The 23,867-nt window shown below is 37.2% G+C and carries 21 protein-coding genes and 3 pseudogenes; 17 read left to right on the top strand and 7 right to left on the bottom strand.

The window, feature by feature from the left end; all coding sequences use genetic code 11:
* Window positions 1-119: pseudogene (locus tag LDB17_RS07615) on the bottom strand (alpha-2-macroglobulin family protein); the annotation flags it as partial.
* 56 nt (window positions 120-175) lie between these two features.
* On the opposite strand from LDB17_RS07615, the gene LDB17_RS07620 reads away from it, so the two are divergent.
* From LDB17_RS07620 to LDB17_RS07630, 3 genes and pseudogenes are all read left to right on the top strand, one after another.
* Window positions 176-2,320, top strand: coding sequence for an alpha-2-macroglobulin family protein (locus LDB17_RS07620; protein WP_393924972.1), 2,145 nt, complete (start codon window positions 176-178; stop codon window positions 2,318-2,320).
* Window positions 2,317-2,992: pseudogene (locus tag LDB17_RS07625) on the top strand (murein L,D-transpeptidase catalytic domain-containing protein). Before LDB17_RS07620 ends, LDB17_RS07625 begins: the two are co-directional and overlap by 4 nt.
* Before the next feature lie 126 nt (window positions 2,993-3,118).
* A complete protein-coding gene (locus tag LDB17_RS07630; RefSeq protein WP_006842670.1) occupies window positions 3,119-3,514 on the top strand; it encodes a DUF1573 domain-containing protein in 396 nt (131 codons plus the stop codon).
* A gap of 164 nt (window positions 3,515-3,678) precedes the next feature.
* On the opposite strand, the gene LDB17_RS07635 is transcribed toward LDB17_RS07630, so the two are convergent.
* Together LDB17_RS07635 and LDB17_RS07640 are read right to left on the bottom strand one after the other, a co-directional pair.
* A complete protein-coding gene (locus LDB17_RS07635; RefSeq protein ID WP_252636489.1) occupies window positions 3,679-4,053 on the bottom strand; it encodes a DUF805 domain-containing protein in 375 nt (124 codons plus the stop codon).
* Window positions 4,054-4,188: 135 nt separating this feature from the next.
* Window positions 4,189-4,779 (bottom strand): sigma-70 family RNA polymerase sigma factor, encoded by a 591-nt coding sequence (locus LDB17_RS07640; RefSeq protein ID WP_006842669.1) that lies wholly within the window; start codon window positions 4,777-4,779, stop codon window positions 4,189-4,191.
* 372 nt (window positions 4,780-5,151) lie between these two features.
* Here LDB17_RS07640 and LDB17_RS07645 point away from each other — a divergent pair, with 372 nt between their 5' ends.
* The 4 genes from LDB17_RS07645 (at window position 5,152) to aspS (ending at window position 8,463) form a co-directional block, all read left to right on the top strand.
* Entirely contained in the window at window positions 5,152-5,658 is a 507-nt protein-coding gene (locus tag LDB17_RS07645) for a hypothetical protein (RefSeq protein WP_252636490.1), read from the top strand.
* Window positions 5,659-5,732: 74 nt separating this feature from the next.
* Window positions 5,733-6,146, top strand: coding sequence for a putative quinol monooxygenase (locus LDB17_RS07650; protein ID WP_252636491.1), 414 nt, complete (start codon window positions 5,733-5,735; stop codon window positions 6,144-6,146).
* 252 nt (window positions 6,147-6,398) lie between these two features.
* A complete protein-coding gene (locus LDB17_RS07655; RefSeq protein WP_252636492.1) occupies window positions 6,399-6,689 on the top strand; it encodes a putative quinol monooxygenase in 291 nt (96 codons plus the stop codon).
* Window positions 6,690-6,708: 19 nt separating this feature from the next.
* Window positions 6,709-8,463: an aspartate--tRNA ligase gene (gene aspS / locus LDB17_RS07660; RefSeq protein ID WP_252636493.1), complete on the top strand. Its 1,755-nt coding sequence runs from the start codon at window positions 6,709-6,711 to the stop codon at window positions 8,461-8,463.
* 90 nt (window positions 8,464-8,553) lie between these two features.
* Here aspS and LDB17_RS07665 read toward each other — a convergent pair whose 3' ends face one another.
* A complete protein-coding gene (locus tag LDB17_RS07665; RefSeq protein WP_252636494.1) occupies window positions 8,554-9,321 on the bottom strand; it encodes a M15 family metallopeptidase in 768 nt (255 codons plus the stop codon).
* Between the two features lie 74 nt (window positions 9,322-9,395).
* Window positions 9,396-10,349, bottom strand: coding sequence for an aldo/keto reductase (locus LDB17_RS07670; RefSeq protein ID WP_252636495.1), 954 nt, complete (start codon window positions 10,347-10,349; stop codon window positions 9,396-9,398).
* 198 nt (window positions 10,350-10,547) lie between these two features.
* Here LDB17_RS07670 and LDB17_RS07675 point away from each other — a divergent pair, with 198 nt between their 5' ends.
* Window positions 10,548-11,246, top strand: a complete 699-nt coding sequence (locus tag LDB17_RS07675; RefSeq protein WP_252636496.1) for a carbonic anhydrase — start codon at window positions 10,548-10,550, stop codon at window positions 11,244-11,246.
* Between the two features lie 69 nt (window positions 11,247-11,315).
* Here LDB17_RS07675 and LDB17_RS07680 read toward each other — a convergent pair whose 3' ends face one another.
* Together LDB17_RS07680 and LDB17_RS07685 are read right to left on the bottom strand one after the other, a co-directional pair.
* Window positions 11,316-13,016: a hypothetical protein gene (locus LDB17_RS07680; RefSeq protein WP_252636497.1), complete on the bottom strand. Its 1,701-nt coding sequence runs from the start codon at window positions 13,014-13,016 to the stop codon at window positions 11,316-11,318.
* 130 nt (window positions 13,017-13,146) lie between these two features.
* Window positions 13,147-14,016: a mechanosensitive ion channel family protein gene (locus LDB17_RS07685; RefSeq protein WP_252636498.1), complete on the bottom strand. Its 870-nt coding sequence runs from the start codon at window positions 14,014-14,016 to the stop codon at window positions 13,147-13,149.
* Window positions 14,017-14,272: 256 nt separating this feature from the next.
* Between LDB17_RS07685 and LDB17_RS07690 the strand changes: the two genes are divergently transcribed.
* From LDB17_RS07690 to LDB17_RS07730, 9 genes and pseudogenes are all read left to right on the top strand, one after another.
* Window positions 14,273-14,710 (top strand): PepSY-like domain-containing protein, encoded by a 438-nt coding sequence (locus LDB17_RS07690; RefSeq protein ID WP_252636499.1) that lies wholly within the window; start codon window positions 14,273-14,275, stop codon window positions 14,708-14,710.
* Between the two features lie 91 nt (window positions 14,711-14,801).
* Window positions 14,802-15,584 carry a TIGR02757 family protein gene (locus LDB17_RS07695; RefSeq protein WP_252636500.1) on the top strand — a complete coding sequence of 261 codons (783 nt, stop codon included), beginning with the start codon at window positions 14,802-14,804 and terminating at the stop codon, window positions 15,582-15,584.
* Between the two features lie 261 nt (window positions 15,585-15,845).
* A complete protein-coding gene (locus LDB17_RS07700) occupies window positions 15,846-18,578 on the top strand; it encodes a DNA gyrase/topoisomerase IV subunit A (protein ID WP_252636501.1) in 2,733 nt (910 codons plus the stop codon).
* Window positions 18,553-19,485 carry a DUF3316 domain-containing protein gene (locus LDB17_RS07705; protein ID WP_252636502.1) on the top strand — a complete coding sequence of 311 codons (933 nt, stop codon included), beginning with the start codon at window positions 18,553-18,555 and terminating at the stop codon, window positions 19,483-19,485. Before LDB17_RS07700 ends, LDB17_RS07705 begins: the two co-directional genes overlap by 26 nt.
* Window positions 19,486-19,501: 16 nt before the next feature.
* Window positions 19,502-19,897, top strand: coding sequence for a hypothetical protein (locus LDB17_RS07710; protein ID WP_252636503.1), 396 nt, complete (start codon window positions 19,502-19,504; stop codon window positions 19,895-19,897).
* 12 nt (window positions 19,898-19,909) lie between these two features.
* Complete coding sequence (locus LDB17_RS07715; RefSeq protein ID WP_252636504.1) at window positions 19,910-20,398, top strand: pyridoxamine 5'-phosphate oxidase family protein; 489 nt, start codon at window positions 19,910-19,912, stop codon at window positions 20,396-20,398.
* A gap of 181 nt (window positions 20,399-20,579) precedes the next feature.
* A complete protein-coding gene (locus tag LDB17_RS07720) occupies window positions 20,580-22,001 on the top strand; it encodes a GDSL-type esterase/lipase family protein (protein WP_252636505.1) in 1,422 nt (473 codons plus the stop codon).
* The gene (locus tag LDB17_RS07725; RefSeq protein WP_252636506.1) at window positions 21,998-23,443 is read left to right on the top strand and encodes a LysM peptidoglycan-binding domain-containing protein; all 1,446 of its coding nucleotides are present in this window, start codon (window positions 21,998-22,000) and stop codon (window positions 23,441-23,443) included. Before LDB17_RS07720 ends, LDB17_RS07725 begins: the two co-directional genes overlap by 4 nt.
* Window positions 23,433-23,867 (top strand): annotated as a pseudogene (locus tag LDB17_RS07730) (MBOAT family protein); the annotation flags it as partial. The gene LDB17_RS07725 and the pseudogene LDB17_RS07730, both read left to right, overlap by 11 nt.

Genomic DNA, 23,867 nt, shown 5'->3' on the forward strand with positions numbered 1-23,867 from the left:
GCCAACGCTCTGAAACGCCATGTTGTATTGCTTTCGGGTACAGTGAACGATATCAGCGTTTCGCCTTTTTCGTTTGTTCTTAATTGAGGATAGAAAAATGCGGTTTCATTGAAGTTTTGACAAGAATTCGAGAGTAGGAACATTGGAGCAATTTGTGATAACACAAAAGGAACTAATGGTGACACCGAATATGCCTCGCTTTGTTCGTCAGGGTGATAAGACTAGTATTTCTACCAAAATATCCAATTTGTCAGAAAATGCCATCTCGGGAAATGTAAGAATAGAATTCTTCGATCCTGCTACAGATAAAGCGATTGATCTCAGAATTCCAAATCAAGATCAAAAATTCTCTGTAGACAAGGGTGCATCAACCTCTGCACAATGGACTTTTGATGTACCCGAAGGCATTGAACTAATCGGTTGCCGCATTGTAGCACAAAACAAAACATTCAGTGATGGAGAGCAACATGTTTTGGCTGTACTATCAAACCGTATGATGGTGACAGAAAGCATGCCTATCGATGTTACAAAAGCAGGCACGAATACATTTACTTTCGATAAATTATACAATAATACGTCATCTACAGCTAGTAACTATAGGCTAACACTCGAATATGCATCCAATCCTGCATGGTATGCCATACAAGCACTGCCTTCATTCAGTAATCCGACAAGTGAAAATGCGGTGAACTGGTTTGCTAGTTATTATGTGAATACGCTCGGTTCTTCTATCATCCGTCAATATCCGAAAGTGGGTTCTATGATAGAAGCATGGAAGAAACAAGGAGGAGATAAACAGACATTCGTATCGAAACTACAGAAAGATGAAGAGTTGAAGAATGTACTGTTAGAAGAAACACCTTGGGTGCTGGATGCCAAAAACGAAGCAGAACAAATGCAACGTCTTTCTTTATTATTTGATCTGAATAATACAAAACAGATGACCAATGCAGCTACAAAAAAACTGCAAGACCTACAAAACACTAACGATGGAGGATGGTCGTGGTACAAAGGGATGTACCCTAGCCGTTCTGTTACCCAGTATATCTTGTATGGTTATGCTAAACTACAGCTAGTTGGGCAGGTAGAATATCATGAAGATGTGAAGGAAATGCAAATGAATGCTCTCAAATTTATTGATAGTCAAATATTGAAAGATTTTGAAAAGCTGAAAGAGAATAATAAGAATTGGGAGAAAACAACGTCTGTGTCGACCAATCAGTTAGAATACGCCTATGTCCGCTCATTCTACCGAGACATACCGATTGATCAGGCAACACGTGCCGCCGAAAGGTTTTATACGAATGTTGCAAGTAAAAACTGGCAAAAACTCGATTTGTACGAAAAGTCTATTCTTTCGGTTGTATTAAAAAGAAATGGAGAGAAAGAACTTGCAAACAAGATTATCAAATCAATACGCGAATACGCTGTTAAAAATGAAAAGGCAGGTATGTATTGGCCAAATAATCGCAATCAGGTATTTATGTCTCTATCTCCAATCAGTGTACATACTTTCCTAATGGATGCGTTGCAAGAAGTTGGTTCATCGCAAGAGGAAATGGATATGCTGAAGCGATGGCTGATAAATCAGAAACGAACTCAGATATGGGAATCAACGCATGCTTCGATAGACGCTATCAGTGCATTGTTAAGCACGGGTTCAGAATGGTTTGCAAGTGAAGAAACGCCTGTGATCTCTGTCGGAAATAAGAAAATAGAGCCCGAAAACAAAGAAGCCGGAACAGGCTACTTCAAGAAAGTATGGGACAAAGCCGAGATAAAAAACGAAATGGGTAAAGTAGAAGTGACAACATCAGATACCCGTCCGGCTTATGGAGCTTTATACTGGCAATATTATGAAAGCTTGGATAAGATTACAGCACATAAAGGAGACTTAAATGTAGAGAAACAGTTATTTAAAGAAATCAACACAGCTACAGGTAAATCTTTAAGTCAAATTACAGAGAACAATCCACTTGCTGTGGGAGATAAAGTAGTAGTACGCCTAACAGTTAGGACAGACAAGGATATGGAATTTGTTCATCTGAAAGACATGCGGGCTTCTTGTTTCGAACCCATTCAAACGATTTCGGGTATAAAATGGAATGAAGGATTGATGTATTACCAAACGTCAAAAGATGCATCTACTAACTTCTACTTCGATGTTATGCCAAAAGGAACTTATGTATTTGAATACCCTGTATATGTAAACCGTATAGGAGAATACGCTAATGGAATAACAACAATACAATGTATGTATGCGCCTGAATTTGTATCGCATACAGCCGGAATAAAAATAACTGTAAAAGAAAAAGAATGAAAAAATATCTTCCGATAATAGCTGTAATATTGCTTTTTACCGGTTTCGTATCTTTCATTTGCTATAAATCAAATAATAAATCGACAAAACAAAGCGAAGAAAGGGAAATAGTAGAATCCTCGGAATCGAAACAAAAGAAAGAAGAAAGAAAAAAACTTTATGCAAGGCTTAAAGCAAAGGCAGATGAGGCCAAAGTATATAGTAAACAACAAGGACTAAGCTCGAGACACTGTATACTGATTGATTTCAGTATACACTCGGGCAAGAATCGTTTCTTTATATGGGATTTTACAAAAGACAGCATAAAATACGAAAGTCTTTGTTGTCATGGATACGGACAGAAAAGCACACAGTCTAAACCCGTATTCAGTAATGTTGAGGGCAGCTATTGTTCTTCATTAGGTAAATATAAAACAGGAGCACGATCATACAGCACTTGGGGTAAATGTACACTACAAACTGCATGGTTTAGAAAAAACCAATAGTAATGCATTCAAACGGATCATAGTGCTTCATTCGCACAATCCGGTTGCGAATAAAGAAGTTTACCCAAATCATCTGCCATTAGGTTGGAGTCAAGGATGTCCTGTAATAAATAATGAGGTAATGCGCAAATGCGATGCTTTACTCAAAGAGAGTAAAAAGCCTCTACTGTTATGGATATATAATTAGCACAATACTAAATATTGCTAAATTCTTAAAAAATAGTCATATTTATTACTAACTTTGTAAGACGGTTATAGCTAATGCCTAACTACATAGTTAATAACTTAAAGTAAAATAAAGAAAATTAGGTATATGAAAAAGATTGGTTTTATACTATTGGCTTTGGTATTATCTACCAGCTTTATGATGGCTCAAAATGGAGATAAAGCTCCCAAGGCTGTCTTTACAAAAGATGTACACGACTTTGGAAAAGTGGATGAAAGTGCTGGTTCTGTTACTTGCGAGTTTACGTTTAAAAACACAGGTACTGCACCTCTTCTAATTCAACGCGTACAAACAACATGCGGATGCACAACTCCAGACTACACAAAAGAACCGGTTCTTCCTGGAAAAACAGGGGTAATAAAAGTAACTTATTCGACAACAGGTCGTCCGGGAATTTTCACTAAAGAAATTACAGTATTTACAAACGTTCCTGATTCGGTTTACAAAGTTCGTATCAAAGGAGAAGTTATTCGCAACAAATAAAATAATAGGTTCCGGCATAGTACAATAAACAGCTAAGAACCTATAAAACAATTAAAAACAAAACAGGAGAAAGACTAGTCTTTCTCCTGTTTTGTTTTAGTATTTTATTAGCTTCACAAACATTTTATTTATAACCATCGGAAGCTTTAAATAGAATCTACGTATTACTCTTTGGGGTCGGGTCCGTATTGATTTTGTCCATGGGTGCCATCAGTACAAAGAAGGATTAACAACCAAATACCACCAATTAGAGGTATAAGTGAAACAAAATACATCCAGCCACTATGATTTGTATCATGCAACCTTCTGACCGTAACTGCTAAACTTGGTATAAAAACAGCCAAACTGTATAAACCAACCAGTACCATACATATTATAAAAGGAATTGAAGATTCGTTCATGGCGAATAATATGCCGCCAATAATCATCAAACCTATCGGAATAAAAGAGTTGAAAAGATAAAACATCCAATATTCCGTGCGCCTTACCCTACCGCTAAAGTCAGCATACTGCTTCAATACTTTCAGATACCATCCCATAATTTTATTGTTTTTATAGTATTAAAAAATATGGGATAAAAATAATATAATATTCTGAAAATGAAAGGAAAAAGAAATGTTATTTATAACACATCTTTTTCCTTTCTCACCTAAAAAAACTACTTTAATAAAATACTACATTGTAAGAACAATGTTATTTTCTTCTGCCATACGGCGCATATTAAGAATAGCATAGCGCATACGGCCCAACGCCGTATTGATGCTAACCCCTGTTTGGTCTGCTATTTCTTTAAAACTAAGATCTTGGTAATAGCGCATTTCTAAAACCTCGCGCTGATTTTCAGGCAAGAAAGATATTAACTTTCTAATATCGGATGTTATTTGCACTTTGATCAGTTCGTCCTCAATAGTGCCATCACATAGTGTAGGGTTATTTAATAAGTCAACCGGAGCCTCGTCATTTGATACCGTATTTTCGTTTTTCTCCTGACGAAAATGGTCAATAATCAAATTATGAGCTATCCGAGAAATCCATGCACGAAACTTACCTGATTCGGTATAACGTCCCTGCTTGATAGTAACGATTGCTTTTATAAATGTTTCTTGGAAAATATCTTCTGCAAGTTCCCTATTACGCACAGTAAAAAAAATGTAATTATATACACTTCTTTTATGACGTTCTAGCAGAATATCAAAAGCAAGATTGTTGCCATTAGAATAATCACAGACCAATTGTTCATCAGTCATAGTAATTAATGTTTCCATTATCTCTTATATTTAAAAATTTAGAGTAATGTCTATTCTATAGGCGTTGATTTTTTTGAGGTTTATAAATAAAACTATGTTAATGATGCAAATAAAGAATAAATTTACCAAACTTACAAATACAGAAGGAATATTTAACAATAAGACCAGAGCGCGTCAAATGTAGTCTTACTTGTCGTCATGCTGATCGATACGAAAATAAAAAAAGAGACAGTTTTATCCATATCAAAATAGAAGACGCTTACGAGTGTATAAGATTCGAACAATAAATTGGGATGTTATAAAAAAAAGAGAAAGTTTTTTAGCTTTCGAATATTTTCTATTAACGTCATTGTATATATTTGTATAGAAATCTATTAAACACTAATCATTATGAAAAGACATCTGTTACTCATTGCAGTATTTACGGTTTTAGCTACAAGATTATTAGCTCAGGGATATGAAGTTCCTAAGAATTATAAATTTGAGAGTAAAGACGCTTATACGACATACGAACCCCAAGTAAAAGAGACTATAAACTGGTTATTAGACACGCCGTTAGGAAAAGAGCCTATCAAAAGACAAGAAGCAAATGCCTTTTTTATGGCCTGGCTTACAGGTACACCGAATGTTAGTGTGGGAGTAGATAGCCGAGTTGTAGATTTCATAAAAGTTAATCCAGAACTATTAATGCCTTTTATGTTGGGTTGGACTAGATACTCTTTTGATAACAACTACTCAAAAGATAATATCCTATGTACAAAAGCTGCTTTGGAAACGGTTGCAGCATTTTATCGAAAAAACAGAGGATATCTGAAAAAAGATGGAAGCGTGGAGAAGTTAGAAAAATCAATAGAGAAAGGTAAATTAGAAGAAGAAATAAGAAAGAAACTTAAATAAGAAGTTCAACTAAGGAAAGGCTTAAGTATAAATTTCTGAAAGATAAAAACAGAACTATAAATATAAAACAGATTATGAAAAAAATTATATTTCCTTTATTATTAGGATTAATCCTAATAGCTGGCTGTACACATAAGACGCAGACAGGACAAGACGATACTATTGTAATAAAATCGGATATGGAAGACGAAAGAACAGGAGATGAGCTCAAAATAGTTGCAATAATGACCGTTAAACCGGAGGCTATAAAAGAAATTCTACCCATTTTTCAGACATTGGTTCAGGGTAGCCAAGAAGAAGATGGCTGTATCAGTTATAATCTGCATCAAGATATTAGCGACTCTACAAAATTTGTAATGCTTGAAGAATGGAAATCACAAGCAGCTATAGATTATCATAATAACACCGAGCACTTTAAAACATTTAAAGAAGCTTCGAAAGGTATGATAGAAAAATCGGAAGTAAGCATATTAAAGTTGGTATATTAAACATCTACTCCTTCCTTTAGAGATATCTTAGATTTGTATTTTTAGATAACAAGATTGTCTAATATAAAGATCTTTGATATAACAGATAGGTAGCCGACAGACAAAGTGATACAGAAAGAATGGAGTAAATACTTGATGTCTCAAAAGACATAAAAACAAAGCGAGACAAGAAAAGTAACAAACAGAAAATATACTTATATCTGTTACTTTTGTTACTTTTGTAACCTTAAAGATTATAAAAGAATAAAAGCTATGACAGAATTGAAGATTGTTGCTGTAATTGTAGTTAAAGCCGAATTTCAGGAAGAATTGGAAAAAGTGTTTCAAAATGTAGTAGATGGCACACGTAAAGAAGAAGGGAATATCTCATACGATTTGCATCAAGATGTAAAGAACCCTTTAAAGTATACAATTCTGGAAGTTTGGAAGTCTCAGGCTGCAATAGATGAGCACAATAATACGGATCATTTCAAGGCTTTTGTAAAAGCGATAGAAGGAAAGGTGGATAACCTATCTGTAGATATAATCAAAAAAGTGTATTAAATATCATCAAATAATATATATGTATAGGAATCATACGTGTGGAGAATTAACTCTTGCAGATGTTAACAAAGAAGTAACGTTAGCCGGATGGGTAAACGCTGTTCGCAAGCTTGGTGGTGGAGTCACATTTATCGACCTCCGCGACCGTTATGGTATTACTCAATTGTCATTCAGTAAAGATATCAATGCCGACTTGTACGAGCGAGCGAATAAGATAGGTCGTGAATACGTATTGCAGGTGACGGGTAAAGTAGAGGAGCGTTCGAGCAAAAACCCCAACAGGTCTACCGGCGATATTGAGATTATCGTTAACGAACTTGTAATATTAAATACATCAGATACTCCACCATTTACAATAGAAGACAATACTGATGGGGGCGATGATTTAAGAATGAAATACCGATATCTCGATTTGCGTCGCGATGTGGTAAGAAAAAATCTTGAACTTCGTCACAAAATAGCATTCGAAACACGCCGTTATTTAGATGAGCGCCAATTCCTTGAGGTAGAAACGCCTGTTCTTATTGGTTCTACTCCCGAAGGGGCACGTGACTTTGTTGTACCATCACGTATGAATCCGGGTGAATTTTATGCACTTCCACAATCGCCGCAATTATTCAAACAATTATTGATGGTTTCGGGATTTGATCGATATTTCCAGATTGTTAAATGTTTCCGTGACGAAGACTTGAGAGCAGACCGTCAACCTGAATTTACTCAGATCGACTGTGAGATGTCGTATGTTAATCAGGAGGATGTATTGAACATGTTTGAAGGATTAACAAAACATCTGTTCAAAGTTGTAAAGGGAATTGACATTCCTGATTTTCCTCGTATGACTTATGCTCATGCCATGAAGTATTACGGTTCTGATAAGCCGGATACACGTTTTGGTATGGAATTCGTAGAAATAAAAGATTTGACGGAAGGTAAAGACTTTGTCGTATTCGATTCATCTGAATATGTAGGAGCTATCTGCGCTAAAGGAGCAGCTTCATATACCCGCAAGCAGATTGATGCTTTGACCGACTATGTAAAACGTCCGCAGATAGGTGCAAAAGGGCTTGTATATGCTCGCTACGAAGCTGATGGTTCATTGAAATCTTCTGTAGATAAGTTCTATAATCCTGAGAATTTGAAGAAGTGGGCAGAACGCTGTCAGGCAGAGCCCGGAGACCTTATACTAATTATCTGTGGTGAAACAGAAAAGGCTCAGAAACAGCTAGGAGAACTTCGTCTAGAAGTCGCTGAACAGCTTGGGCTAAGAGACAAGAACCAGTTTAACTGCTTATGGGTAATCGACTTCCCTCTTTTAGAGAAAGATGAAGAGCTGGGACGTTATTTTGCAAAACACCATCCGTTTACAAGTCCTAAAGAAGAAGATATAGCTTTGCTTGATAGTGATCCGGGAGTAGTCCGCGCCAACGCTTATGACATGGTAATCAACGGCGTAGAAGTAGGGGGAGGATCTGTACGTATCTTCAACAGTCAGCTACAGAATAAAATGTTCCAAATACTTGGCTTCACTGAAGAAAAAGCTCAGGCACAGTTTGGCTTCCTGATGAATGCATTCAAATATGGTGCACCTCCACATGCAGGTCTTGCATTCGGACTAGATCGTTTGGTCTCATTGTTTGCAGGATTGGATAGTATCCGTGATTGTATTGCATTCCCTAAGAATAACTCAGGACGTGATATGATGATAGATGCTCCGGCAACTCTTGATCCGGCTCAACTTGAGGAGCTGAATTTGAAAGTAGAAATAAAGGAATAAAACATATCCTATATAAGTCAAAAGCGCTCTAACTTGATAATTAGAGCGCTTTTTCGTTTTAAAACACTTGTTGTTGTCGGTTGGATAGTCTCAGTCGATAAGAAGTTCCGGTCGATATTCAAAGTGCATTGTATCATAATGATACCATTTGCCACCCCAAATAAATCCATGCTTTTCGAATATATCGACTATAAGTTGAGGTATTCTGTTTTTATATACTAAAGTTGCATCTTCTGATTTGCAACGACAGTCCCATTGCCAGTAGTTTGAATATTTCACATTCAGATCGATAGCAGTACCAAAACTATGGCTGCTCAGCCTGTTTGTTCCTCTTATTTTTCGCCAGTTAAATCCGCCCGAGCTATACAGATATTCTCGCAATTCGGGATGTTTATCTAATTCGTCTGATATTTTCTGCAATTGCTTCGCAACACCATTTATCTTCGTTACTCTCAGAGTCTGGTTTACAAGCGTTGGACACCAAGTGATAGTAACCAAATTAGCTTGTACTTCCGCTGAAGTAGCCCCATACATTAACTTTAAGAGCTCTTCATTTCTTATTCGTCCCGGATCGTAATTCTTAGAAATATTCTCAACCTTTCCTTTGATGTAAGGATATATAAAGATGTCTCCTAAATCAGAACTGTTCATCAGATCGGAGTGAGCCTTCGTTCCTCCTTCGTTATATTTGATAGTTCTTCCGTCTTTTAAGGCAATATTAGAATTATCAAAAGCCACAATACTCTCGGGATAAGCCTTCATTAGCTTATATACAGCTACGGGATATTGATCTTTATTCTGAGAAAAGCTTATTCCGGCAATGAAGAGAAAGAGCAGGACTATAACTGTCTTTTTCATATACTAAAGATAAAAATTAAAAAGGATATATCATGATAATATATCCTTCTTTTATAATTAAAAACAGATGTTTTTTACTTCAGTATTTTCTCTATCAAGGCCAGCTCTTCGGCGGAAAAGTTTGCATTATCTTTTGCCTTCAGATTATCTTTCAACTGATTCAAAGAACTTGTCCCAATTATGACAGATGTAACCTGTTCGTTATGCAACAGCCACGCTAGAGCCATTTCTGCTAAAGTTTGACCACGCTGTAGAGCCAAGTCGTTCAATGCAGAAACCTGTTTTATCACATCCTGAGTAATTTCACTTTCCTGCAAAAAACCATGGCTTTTGTGAGCTCGGGATGTTTCAGGAATACCATGCAGGTACTTATTCGTAAGCAACCCTTGCGCTAATGGAGAAAATGCAATAAATCCTACTCCATATTCTTTATTGATAGCCATATGTTCAATTTCTGGATTGCGAACAAGCATACTATACTTATCCTGATAAATCAAACAAGGCACATGCTGTGACTTCAATATTTCATAAGCCTTTATCAATTGCTGCGGAGGATATTTTGATACACCTACATACAAAGCTTTCCCCTGGCGAACAATATCGACTAAAGCTTGCATGGTTTCTTCTATCGGAGTCTGAGGGTCATACCGATGAGAGTAAAATATATCAAAATACTCCAAGCCGGTACGTTTCAGGCTTTGATCAATGCTTGCCATAATATACTTTCGCGAACCACCATCACCATAAGGGCCATCCCACATCAAGTGACCTGCTTTTGATGATATAATAAGCTCGTCTCGGTGTCCTTTAAGCTCTTTAGCTAACACTTTTCCAAAATTAGCTTCTGCACTTCCGGGAGGTGGGCCGTAGTTGTTAGCTAAGTCAAAATGTGTAATACCACTATCAAAGGCATGTAAAATCATGGATGTAGCTACTTCAAAATCATCTACATCTCCGAAATTATGCCACAGCCCTAATGAAATTTCAGGAAGTTGTAAACCACTGTTTCCGCAAAAGTTATATTTCATCGTTTTCGTTTTATTTTGAATAAAGATAGTTTATTTTCTTTTAGGATTCTCGTATTTATTAAATTTTTAGACAACACTATTTACCTCTTATCTATTCATAATATTTAACAATGGAGCATTAATATTTCCATAATCGAAAAGAATTATGAGCGGAATCTTTATATACTTTTACCCGATTTTTTAACATACATAACATTTATGAAAATTATAAACTATCTAAAATTAACTTTAACAGCTGTAACGCTCTGTTTGATTACAGTTTCTGCTTATGCTCAAGAAGTAGATCAAAGCCCATTAACTCTGCTTAAAGAAGGAAACCTCCGTTTTGTATCAAGTACTCCATTACACCAACATCAGGATATGGCTAGAGTTAACGAACTAAAAAGTGGGCAACAACCTTTTGCGGTCATTGTCAGCTGCTCCGATTCCCGAGTATCTCCTGAAATCATATTTGACCAAGGACTCGGCGATCTGTTTTCGATCCGTACAGCCGGCAATGTTATGGCTGACTTTGAAGAAGGAAGCATCGAGTATGCAGCAGAACATCTTGGCTCAACACTTATAGTTGTTTTAGGACATACTAGCTGTGGTGCAGTGAAAGCATTCATGGATATCAAGCACAATCCGGATCACCAGCATGCGGATCATGCCGAAAAATTAGGTCATATAGAATCTATTGTAAATAAGCTAAACAGTGAAGATGAAGAAAACGAAGTCTTCAAAACAGAAGGTTCGGATAAGTACCAAAAGGCTATCGAAGCGAATGTTATACATGGAGTAAAGCAATTAAGAGAATCTACACCTATATTATCAGAAAAATATAACGAGGGAAAGATTCAAATAGTGGGAGCTATTTACCACATTGAATCGGGAGAGATTGAATTTTTAGACCTTTAATAATCTTCGTTTTTGGTCATAAAAAAAGCTCAGCCTTTGCGGCTGAGCTTTTTCATTATATGCTTTATTTTAGAATAACATATTCTTAATATCTGGATTTGTAAGGAACTTAGCAAATTCGATATCTTTAGCTATTTCTGCAGGAGAAACTCCATTCTGAATAGCAGACTTCAAGTTTCCGGCAACACCTGATGCACTATTTGTTCTTGCAGCTACGATCGCAGCCAAATAATATGTAGTAGCATCTTTAGTTGGTACTGCATCCAATATTTGTTGAGCACGGCTATAATTCTTAGTCAAAATCTGAGCCAATGCAGCATTGTTAGATACAGTGTTACCAAACGATTGAACTGCACGGTTATATTCTCCTTTTTGGATATACATCAATCCCATTGTTTCACCTAACGTGTTAGCTCCGGCTGCATTACCAAGTAGCTGCTCTGCTTTTGCTGTATTTCCCTCAGCCAATGATACTAAAGCTAAGTTCATATTTGCTTCAGCAGCACGAGACGAAACTTCAGTAGCCTTGTTGAATGCTTGAATAGCTCTGCTGTTTTGACCGTTCTTATAATAATATGCACCTAGGTTGTTCCATCCACGATAGTCGTTAGGGAATTTTTGAGTAACAAAAGTGTATACTTTCTCTTTAGATACACCATTCAAGTTGGCAGCATACAACAATTCTTCTACTGTAAGGTCTCCTAGATTACCGCTTACTGCAATATTTTTCAGTTCCTCATCAGTCTTACCAATTATTTCTACGTTAGCCAAAAGGCGAGAACGACGAAGTTTTGGTAAAATAGTTTCAGCTAGATCAGAATATACAACTGAGATATTCTTAATTTCTTTTTCTCTGGTTTCAGGATCCGGATACATAGACAATACTCTAAGAACAAGATCTTTGTCTTGCAAGCTAGATGCTTGAACTAATTTTTGGAATCCATCCCAGTCTTGAGCTGTATATTTAGCATTAATTTCAGTATCAATACTATTCTTCTTGAATTCTTTAGTCAAATAGTTTGTTGTATTTTTCTCACGTTTTTCAGCTAGTTGATCATTCAGCTTGAACCCTCCATCAGGAGATGCATATGCCGAAATTTCAACATCTACTTTCTTACGCTCGTTACTATCTGCTTCTTTTACCAATTCTTTCCATGCATTCAGGTTTGTAGAATTTAATTCGCTAGAACGCAATTCTGCACGTTGGATCAAGAACATTATATCAGCATCATAAGCCTCTTTGATTATGCGTTGGAAAGCATCAGGAGCAACAGCAGGAGCTGAAGTACCCGCATTTGCAAGCGCTTGAGTTGCAACTACACCATCTGCAATTTTCACATCGCCAAAGCCAACTACTTGTTTTCCTCCTCTATGAAAATCGAAGCGTAAAAACAATTCCGATTTTTTCATTGCTGGAATATAATCAAACTCAGACTTCATTGTTATAGCACTACCAGCTTCATAAGGCACTACAATTCCGTTTCCGGCTACCTTTTCTCCCTGATATGTATAAGGAGTTCCAAGAGTTTCACCTCCTGCATACTTCAATACCGGTGTAACAACTACTGTTGTGCTTTTCTCAAACCATTTAGCAGGAAAGCGTCCGTTTATTGTAACAGGAACTTTAGTCCCTACCAATTCTAACGGTGAAGGATTTGTTGTAAATAAAGAATTTGCCAAAGGAGGCATTGTTTTTTTGCCGCACGATGTTGCTATGATAGCAACAAAGGCTACTAACGAAAGGAATTGAATGAGTTTCTGCCTTTTCATAACACTTAAGTAATTTAGTTTTATATATTTATTAAATTCCGATTCTTCGTATCACAAAGCTACTTGATTTCCATCTGAAAATAAAATACAATTACCTTATTTTGAATATTCCTAAGACTTTTAATTTTTTTTAATCTTTCAGCATTTTCACACTCAGTGTTGATGCGGTATAGATCCCTTTTTCGGAGAAAGACTTATATATATTCTCGTTCAAACTGACACTTGTATTTCCATAATCCTCACTATTCACCCATACCCGTATTGTTACATTGATAACGCCATTGGAAACATCTGTAACGCCCACAAAAGGTGTAGGGGTATCTTTAATTGATTTGTTTTCTTTAATAACGGAGAGCAGTATACTTTTTACAAGGTCAATATCTGTTCCATAATTAATGTTAAACGTGAGGTCGATACGCCTCTGTTTCTGAGCCGAATAGTTCGTTATATTCCCGGTAGATAAAGGGCCATTGGGTATAAATATAGTGACATTGTCGCCTGTCAGCAAAACAGTATATAATATTCCAATAGACTGAACGACACCATCCGTACTTTGGGCAACAATACGATCACCGACTTTGAACGGTTTGTTTATTAACAGCATCACACCTCCTGCAAAATTAGAGAGATTATCTTTCATAGCCATACCTACGGCTAATCCGGCAGCAGCTAATATAGCAGCAAAAGAAGTAGTTTGAATGCCTAATATATTTACTATAAAAAGAAACAATACAATCTTTAATGAAATATTGATCAGGCTATCCAAAAACGAGCGTACTGTTTCCTCTATCCGTCGGCGAAGTAGAAACTTATCAAAAAACTTTCTTATCCACCCAATCACCCAGCGACCAACAATAAATACAATAATTGAAGCTACAATTTTTGTACCTAGCGCCACCGAAACATCAAGCAGGTAGTCAAGCAACTTATCGAGGGTTGAAACCGTGGCTTCTGCATTCACAACAGACAGACTATCAGTAGAAAATATATCTAATAACATAAACTATATAACAAGTGCAATAATTCGAGCATAAAATTATATATTTATACAATACAATTGTCATTTTATTCGGGATTAAAATAGATTTTTAACAATCGAATTTTACATAATTTTTTATTTCAAATAGATTTTGTATATTTGAGAAAACACAATCCTCTTCCTCAACAGAGAAAGAGATGAATAAAGATAAAAGCCACTTAAGATTGATCGCACTTTTATTTATAAACTTTATAATTAACTAAACACAGTAATTAAGATGAAAAAAATATTATTTGCATTCAGCCTTTTTATTCTACCACTTGCTTTTATTGCCTGTGGTGACGACGACAAAAAATTATCAACTAGCGATTTACCTCCAACAGCACAAGCCTTCTTACAAGCACATTTTCCTTCGCAAAAGGTCACACGTGTAGAAAAAGACAACGACAGCTATGATGTTTATCTGGCTAATGGCTTCGAAATAGAATTTAAACTCTCCGGAGAGTGGGACAGTGTAGATGGCAAAGGACAACAAATTCCCGCCCACATCATCGCATTACTACCTAGTGCGATACCTAGCTATATAGCACAACATTATCCAACGCAATACATAGTGGAAATAAACAAAGAACATTTCGGCTATGAAATTAACCTAAGTAATAATATAGAGCTAGAGTTCGATTCGAATGGTATATTTATAAGGCTAGATAAATAATCACGCACTTATCGAACATACAACAGACAAAGAGCAGGCGTATCTGCTCTTTTGTTTTTTATATCTTTGTCCTACCAAAATAAATTGACAAGTGAAAGGTATAAATATATTTGATCTCAAAAACTTCCTCGACCAGAAAGTAGAACAGTACAACACCCCTGCTTTTATCGATAACGATCCGATTTCCATTCCTCATAGCTTCACAAGCAAGCAGGATAAAGAAATAATGGGATTCTTTGCTGCTATTTTTGCTTGGGGACAACGCAAAACCATTATCAATAAATGTAAAGAGTTGGCAGAAAGAATGGACAACGCTCCATACAACTTCATACAAGGGCACAGTGACGAAGACTTGAAAAAGCTCCTACAGTTTAAACACAGAACATTCAACGATACTGACTTGCTATACTGTATCGACTTTATGAAAAGGCACTTCACTCAATACAACAGCCTAGAGGAAGCTTTCTTCCCTTCCTCCAACATGAATGTAGAGACAGCCCTCAATCACTTTCAGTCATACTTCTTTTCTCATCCCGATGCACCTCACCGTACACGAAAGCATATCCCCTCCCCCGTTCAAAAATCAGCATGCAAACGACTGAATATGTACTTACGATGGATGGTAAGGGATGATAACAAAGGGGTCGATTTCGGTTTATGGAGACAAATCAGCCCATCCAAGTTGATTTGCCCACTCGATCTTCATGTAGAACGTACCGCCCGTAAGCTAGGCTTGCTGGAACGAGACAAACCAGATTGGAGGGCAGCGCTAGAACTAACAGAAAGCCTAAAAACACTGGATATCAACGACCCTGCCAAATATGACTTCGCTCTGTTTGGTATTTCTATTGAAGAAAAATGTATTATCCCCTAACAGCATAAAAAGTAACAAAGGTGACAAAGGTGACACATTTTACACATATTTTTCATGTCACCTTTCTGCTCTCAAATTTCAGTTGTTATAGATGTCAAAGACCTCATTATATGACAATTTTATTCCAAATAAATAAACACAAATAAAATTTCTGTATTTTTTTTATTTGCAATATACAACACCTTTCTCATTTTGAATTCAAAGCAAAAAAAACTATCTTTGAGCTAGTTTTTTAGTAGCTATTAAATCCAATAAACACATATGCTCCCTGAAGATATTATTGACGAACCAGAGAATTTAGATAACGACGAACCAATATTGGATGATGAGTTGGAGAACGCTGATGCAGCATCCCATTCAGACTATAAAGTCCCGATAAAAGATACAGCTGACAATCAGACACATCTTTCGGGTATGTTCCAAAATTGGTTTCTAGACTATGCATCGTACGTAATACTCGAACGTGCGGTCCCTCACATATCTGATGGTTTCAAGCCGGTGCAACGTCGTATCATGCACTCTATGAAGCGCATGGATGATGGTCGTTACAATAAGGTCGCTAATATCATCGGGCATACTATGCAGTTTCACCCGCATGGAGACGCCTCTATAGGGGATGCATTGGTGCAACTGGGACAAAAGGATTTATTGGTAGACTGTCAGGGAAACTGGGGTAACGTATTTACAGGAGATGGAGCTGCTGCACCCCGTTATATAGAAGCTCGCTTATCAAAGTTTGCTTTGGAAGTGATTTTCAACGCCAAAACCACAGAGTGGAAACCATCATACGATGGACGTAATAAAGAGCCTGTTACGCTACCGGTTAAGTTCCCTCTACTTCTAGCTCAAGGTGCGGAAGGTATTGCAGTGGGACTTTCGTCGAAGATTCTTCCTCACAACTTCAATGATCTTTGCGATGCAGCCATAGCGCATCTTCAAGGAGAAAAATTTGCATTCTATCCTGATTTTCAAACCGGGGGCTATATAGACGTCAGCAAGTATAACGATGGCGAGCGAGGCGGATCGGTAAAGGTTAGGGCTAAAATATCTAAACTGGACAACAAAACGCTTGTTATAAGTGACATTCCCTACGGACGAACATCATCGTCTGTTGTGGAATCGATCTTGAAAGCCAACGATAAGGGTAAAATTAAAATCCGCAAGGTAGATGATATCACCGCTCAGAATGTAGAAATACAGGTACATCTGGCAGCAGGCGTCTCTTCCGATAAGACAATAGATGCTCTATACGCTTTCACCGATTGTGAAATAAGCATTTCGCCAAACTGCTGTGTTATCGAAGATAATAAACCTTATTTCCTTACAGTAAGCGACATACTCCGTCATACTACAGACAATACGTTAAGCCTGCTTCGTCAAGAACTGGAGATACAAAAGAGTGAACTGGAAGAAAGCCTTCACTTTTCTTCGCTGGAAAAGATTTTCATCGAGGAGCGTATATACAAAGACAAAGAGTTTGAGAATGCTGACAATATGGATATGGCTGTAGAGCATATCGATAAGAGATTGGCTAAATATGCAAAACAGTTTATCCGTGAGGTTACACGTGAGGATATACTCAAATTGATGGAGATCAAGATGGGACGTATTCTCAAGTTCAATTCCGACAAAGCAGATGAGCTGATAGCCAGATACAAAGACGAAATAGAAGAAATAAAGCACAATATAGAAAACATTGTAGACTATACGATCTCATGGTTTGTAATGTTGAAAGAAAAATACGGAAAAGATTTTCCTCGCAAAACAGAAATCCGCAGCTTTGATACCATCGAAGCGACAAAGGTGGTAGAAGCAAACGAAAAACTGTATATCAATCGCGAAGAAGGCTTTATCGGTACATCACTGAAAAAAGATGAGTTTGTCTGCAACTGTTCCGACATTGACGATATAATTATTTTCTTCAAAGACGGTAAATATAAGATTGTAAAAGTGAGCGACAAGATGTTTATCGGTAAAAACATTCTTTATCTATACGTCTTCCGCCGCAATGACAAGCGCACGATCTATAACGTGGTCTATCGCCACGGTAAGAATGGCCCTTCATACATCAAGCGTTTTGCCGTAACGGGCATAACCCGTGACAAGGAATATGATGTTACACAAGGAGAAGATGGTTCTCGTATCACCTATTTCAGCGCAAACCCAAATGGTGAAGCTGAAACCATACGAGTAATACTGAAGCCGAAACCTCGTCAAAAAATACTTGTATTCGAAAAAGACTTTAGCGATATTGTCATCAAAGGACGTCAGTCTATGGGAAATATCTTAACGAAAGCTGAAGTACATAAAATATCACTGAAACAAAAAGGAGGATCAACTCTTGGCGGACGCAAAGTTTGGTTCGATCAGGATGTGTTACGCCTAAACTATGATGGCAGAGGCAAATTCCTTGGAGAATTCCAAAGCGAAGACCAAATATTGGTTGTACACGATAATGGAGAATTCTACACCTCCAATTTCGATGTAACGAATCACTACGAAGCCGGAATCATCCGTATCGAGAAATTCGACGTAAATAAAAATTGGACAGCCGTTCTGTTTGATGCAGATCAGCAATTTATGTATCTGAAACGCTTTACATTCGAATCTTCTGCAAAAAAACAGAATTTCCTTGGAGATAATCCGAACTCGAAACTGAAGATTCTTACAGACGTTGTTTATCCTCGTATTCTTGTTACTTTTGGCGGGCGCGATAGTTATCGTGAGGCCTTGGAAATAGACGCGGATGAATTTATTGCAGTAAAAGGCTTCAAGGCTAAAGGTAAGCGTTTATCGACATTCGAAATAGGCGACATCAAAGAACTTGAACCTATCCGCTTTCCTGAACCGGAAGAAGAAGAGGAAAAGAAATTTGAAGTACAGATAGACGATGATGATGACGAAGTGGACAATCGCCCTATCTCGGATATTTTGGATGAAATAACAGGGCAGAAATCGTTATTTAAAGATGATGATAAGGAGGAGGAAGAGTAAATATATATTTCTATTATTTCTGAGTGTATGCGTTTTTATTAATTTACAAGCTCAAAACCTTGTTGATAAAACACATGCTCTTGATTCAGTAGAAATTGAAGGTTATGCCCCTCAAAAGAGAACGACAGTTATCGATGATTCCTCTTTAGGGGTTCCTATACCTTTAAGAACGAACAACGCCCTATCTGTCTCTATCGGCTCTGCTAACATGTATGATACATACCTATCGCCATTAGAGTATAAGGGTTTCTCTATTCATCTGATGTATGAACAAATGCGCCGTACGACGTGGTTTGATTATAAGTTCTATAAACAGCAGATATTCGAACTGGATCTTTCGAAAGGAGATAATCCTGCAAAAAATGTATCGGAATACTGGGCACTTCTTAGCTATAGGATAGGCGGTCATTATATGGTGTATAATACCGACAACTTCCGTCTCGGGCTGGGAGGACTATGGGATATAAATGGCGGTGTATTGTACAATGAACGAAATGGAAATAATCCAGCTTCTGCCCGTACATATTCCAATCTCAATATGTCTGTTACCGCCTCATATAAATTCAAATGGGGTGCTGTGCGTTGGCAGATAGATTCTCCGTTTATGGGAATATTGTTCTCTCCTAAATACGGACAATCGTACTACGAGATTTCGTTAGGCAACTCTGTCGGACTTGTCAATTTCGCATCCTATCACAATCAACGAGCATTGCGCAACTACATATCGATAGATATCCCAATAAACAAATATACAATCAGAGTGGGGTATATGGGCTCATGGTATCAGACTAAAGTAAATGATATACAAACACATCAGTATACAAACAGCTTTGTGATTGGATTCCCTATAGAAGGAGTAAAGAAACCAAAAGAAAAAGCTCGCATCGACTATTGGAATGGGGAATAAGCAGTAAAAGGCTTAAATGAGAGATATAAAAGAAATAGAGAAAAGATATAAAGATCCTAACAGGATACCTAGAAAGGGCTCACATCTATTTAAAAAGAGGTATCTTCTTTTTATCATCTTATTCATTGCCTTTATTACAAACCCGGATGAAGAGAAACACAGAGAAGCCGTTAAACATAAAATAAACAGCATTGTGCTTCCACCTGACCCTTCGGGTTCGGGATATGTAGGCCGCCATCCGAGTGTAGACGCATTGGTGAATAATCATATCTCTGTTAATAATTATTTCCTGTTCTCTACAACAAAAGCTTTCTGGAATAATGAAGAAGCAACAATCGGATTGGGAGTTTTTGGACATGTGTTCATTTCCGATATGGTAGACAAAGCCATAAATAAAAGATTAAACAATTAGTACTAGACTATTATGTTCAGAGAAGTAAGAAGACAAAACAGAATACTTGAAGATAAAGCTCGCATAAGCGAACTATTGAACATATCCGAATACGGATTTCTCAGCTTAGGAACATCCGAGAATGGATATGGCTATGGCATCCCAATCAGTTATGTTTATGATGAAGAAGCCAATACTCTTTATTTTCATTGTGCTCCCGAAGGTCAGAAACTAGACCTGATAAAACAAAACAATAAGGTATCATTTTGTGTAGTAGGTGTAACAAAACCCATTGCCGAGCAATTCACCACCTTATACGAAAGTGTTATATCCTACGGTAAAGCTGATATAAATCTATCTGATGAAGAAAAACGAAAAGCTCTCAGGCTATTGGTAAATAAATATTCAAAAGGCTTTGAAGAAATAGGAGAAAAATACATAGACAAATCGTGGAGCCGTACAGCGACATTCAAAATAGAAATAGAACACATAACAGCCAAAGCAAAATATAGTCCACATTGAATTTCTTTTTACCCAAGCTCAGCTATATGTACCTCATAGCAGCAAGATAGAGGAGATCGGGAAAAGTAAAATATCGCTAAATTATACTTTCTCTCAAATAGATTTTCAAAGAAAGTGATTAGCTTTGCACAACTTTATAAATATATCGTAGCAACAATAAAAACTTATTAATTTGTTGATTGTGAGTTCATCTAATAATTCTTACTTCGGAAAAGCAATCTTGTTTATTGTTTTATCCGTAGGCTTCTTTTTACTCTGTAAACAGTTGCTTCCCAACCGCTTATTCCCTGAGAATAAAATAACAACCGAAAATATTGTTGTAGACAGCCTGATGCTGAATGCAATCAATGATACTACTGCCATTGACGATTCTCCAAATATAGCCAAGGCTGACAGCACAAATACAACAGACAGCTTAAACATCCAGCCCGAAGAAATCGACGAAGCTATAAACCCCTCGCTCAATGCAGATGGTTATCAAAATCTAAAACGATTTTATGAAAAGCTGCATCAGCTGGAAGCAAATAAGTCAGGAAAAATAAGAATAGCCTATTTCGGCGATTCTATGAACGACGGCGATTATATTGTACAAGACGTCAGAAGTGAATTCCAGAAAAACTATGGAGGGCACGGAGTCGGTTTTGTTTCTATATCATCTCTTTCTGCTGCTTCACGGGGATCTATCTCACACCAAGTTTCGAAAGAATGGATTGTACAATCTTTTATAAAAGTAAAGAAACCAACCAGACCGTTTGGAATAGATGGTCAAGTATTCTTTACACGTGGTTCAGGCTCTAATTATTGGGTAAAATATAAAGCTCAGGCTCAACCCTATTCAACTGCATTATATAATCCTATACTTTTATATGGTAGTTCCAATAATGCAAATGCGTCTATTACGATTCGTGCAGACAAAGACTCGGTATCTACCAAAAAGCTTACTCCTTCACATTTACTAAATACGCTGCCACTTACATCTTCAAGTGTAAAATCATTGCAGGTTACATTTGCCCATGCCGATTCTATTCCTATTTACGGATTCAGTTTCGATGACGGACAGGGAGTACATGTAGACAATTTCTCCATGCGCGGCAACTCAGGTCTTCCACTTTCTATACTCAATCCATCGCTAATGAATGCGTTCGATAAAGTTTTAGGGTACGACCTCATTGTTCTTCAATACGGAACCAATGTGTTGGGCTATGGTACACTAAATTATAGTTGGTATGAAAAAAACATGACGACGGTTGTAAACAACCTGCATCAATGTTTTCCGAATGCTGACATACTTATTATTTCCACAGCCGATAAGGCGAGCAAAATTGAACAAGAAATGAAAACAGATCCGGCAGTAGTTCCGTTGGCAAAAGCACAAAGGAACTATGCACACAAAACAGGATCGGGCTATATAAACCTCTATGAATTAATGGGTGGTAATGGATCGATGGTAAAATGGGTCGATGAATATCATTTGGCAAATAAAGATTATACCCACTTTAATGCGTCGGGTTCGAAAAAGATAGCCAAACTGCTTTATGACGAGATTAATAAAGGCTACCTGAAATACAAACAACATAAGACCGAAACAGAGATTAAGAAATGATATTTTCGAAAAAATTACGGACAATCGGTTTATTTACATTATTCTTATTCTACCCTCTTACATTTTTCTATTCTTCAACGAAAGATGCGAGAAGAGTTAAGGACATAAAGAATAATGTTTTTGCGAACCAGGAATTATTAAATCCCATCTTCAATAAGTTATACAACTTGGAGAAAAGTAAAAAAGGGAAAATTAATATTGTCCACATAGGTGACTCCCACATTCAGGCTGATTTTTTCACGAATGCCATAAGAAGCGAACTACAGTCAAAATTCGGAAACGGAGGGTATGGCTTTACTTTTCCTTATAGTCTGGTAAGAACAAACGGAACCCGCAACGTAAGATACAGCAGCAATGCCTCTTGGCAGAGCCTCAGAAATGTACTGCCAATAGCAGATGTAGGCGTAGGACTTAGCGGAATTGCGTTATATACTTCCTCTAACGACTTTGTATTGCAGCTATATACAGAAGAAGGATATGAGTTTACCAATGTTAAAGTAATATATCCGGATAAAGAGTCTCATTACAAAATGAGCATATCAGCCGACCCTCTTGAAGTAACAGGAGCAGCACCGACAAGTTCAACGTCGGGCACAAGCATTAAATATCACAAGGTAAAAAAGAGAGAAACATTGTCTTCCATAAGCCGAAAATACAGAGTAACGGTTGCTCAAGTAAGAAAAGCAAACGGAATGAAATCGAATACAATCCGATTGAACCAATCACTTAAAATACCAACGAAAACCACAGCGAAGCCTGTTACGGTTAAATCGAAGGAAACCAACTTGGATACGGAGAATCTGAAATTTGTAAATATGTTATCTAAACCATATTACTCATCGTATACCAGTGATTCAGCCATAAACAGGATCACTCTTGTACCCGATGGTAAAACGGCGATGTACAACCTCAACGGATTTGTAATAGAAAATAACCAGCCGGGAGTTGTATATCATACAATAGGTGTAAATGGCGCTAAAATGACGGATTACATTAAATATCCTCTGTTTTTCAAACAACTACCTATACTCGAACCCGACCTTATCATTCTATCCTTTGGAACAAACGAATCCTTCGGAAAAATGAGCGACACGGAATATGTCTTCCAGCTGAATGAGTTTATCAACAATATAAAAGCATATTGTAAGAATGCAACTATACTGGTAATGACTCCTCCTCCATCCATGTTTCGAAAAGGCAGGCAAAATACATTCGTTGCCGACTATAGCGTTGCTCTTATGGGGCTCAATTACCTACCGGTATGGGATTTATACTCACGCATGAGTGGTGATTCCGCTATCAGACCGAGAGGTGATTATGCATCGATGATAGCTCGCGACAAAGTACACTACACAACTGGCGGATACGAAGCTCAGGGACAGTTATTTATTTCTGATTTTCTTGACGCTTACAATAATTATAAAAGCAAATATGATAAGTAATATATTTGAAAGTATAAGAGATTTCTACTTACCTGATTTTTTAGAAAAGGTAATCAACGATATAGAACCATACTTTATTTACGACCCGTCGCGACCGCTCCTGTTCAATAGTGCCTTCTTTCTTGGGTTCTTCCTTGTCTTCTATATGGTATATGTAGCCAGTAAGAAACACGACCATTTCAGGAAAGTATACCTTATCGCTTTTTCTCTTTACTTCTATTATCTGGCAGGGGGAAATACGATGGATATAAATCTTTTCGGTTTTCATTTTCCGCTCAACTATTTTGTACTACTGGTTATCTGCGCTGTAGCAACACACTGGCTAGCTGTAAAAATGCATGAGTCAGAGAAAACGGGAACACGAAAATTATTCTTGACACTTATTATTGTCGGTAACTTATTGATGCTAGCATACTTTAAGTAT

Origin of the sequence: Dysgonomonas sp. Shenzhen-Wh21 (assembly GCF_043392705.1) — a bacterium.
Lineage (GTDB): Bacteria > Bacteroidota > Bacteroidia > Bacteroidales > Dysgonomonadaceae > Dysgonomonas.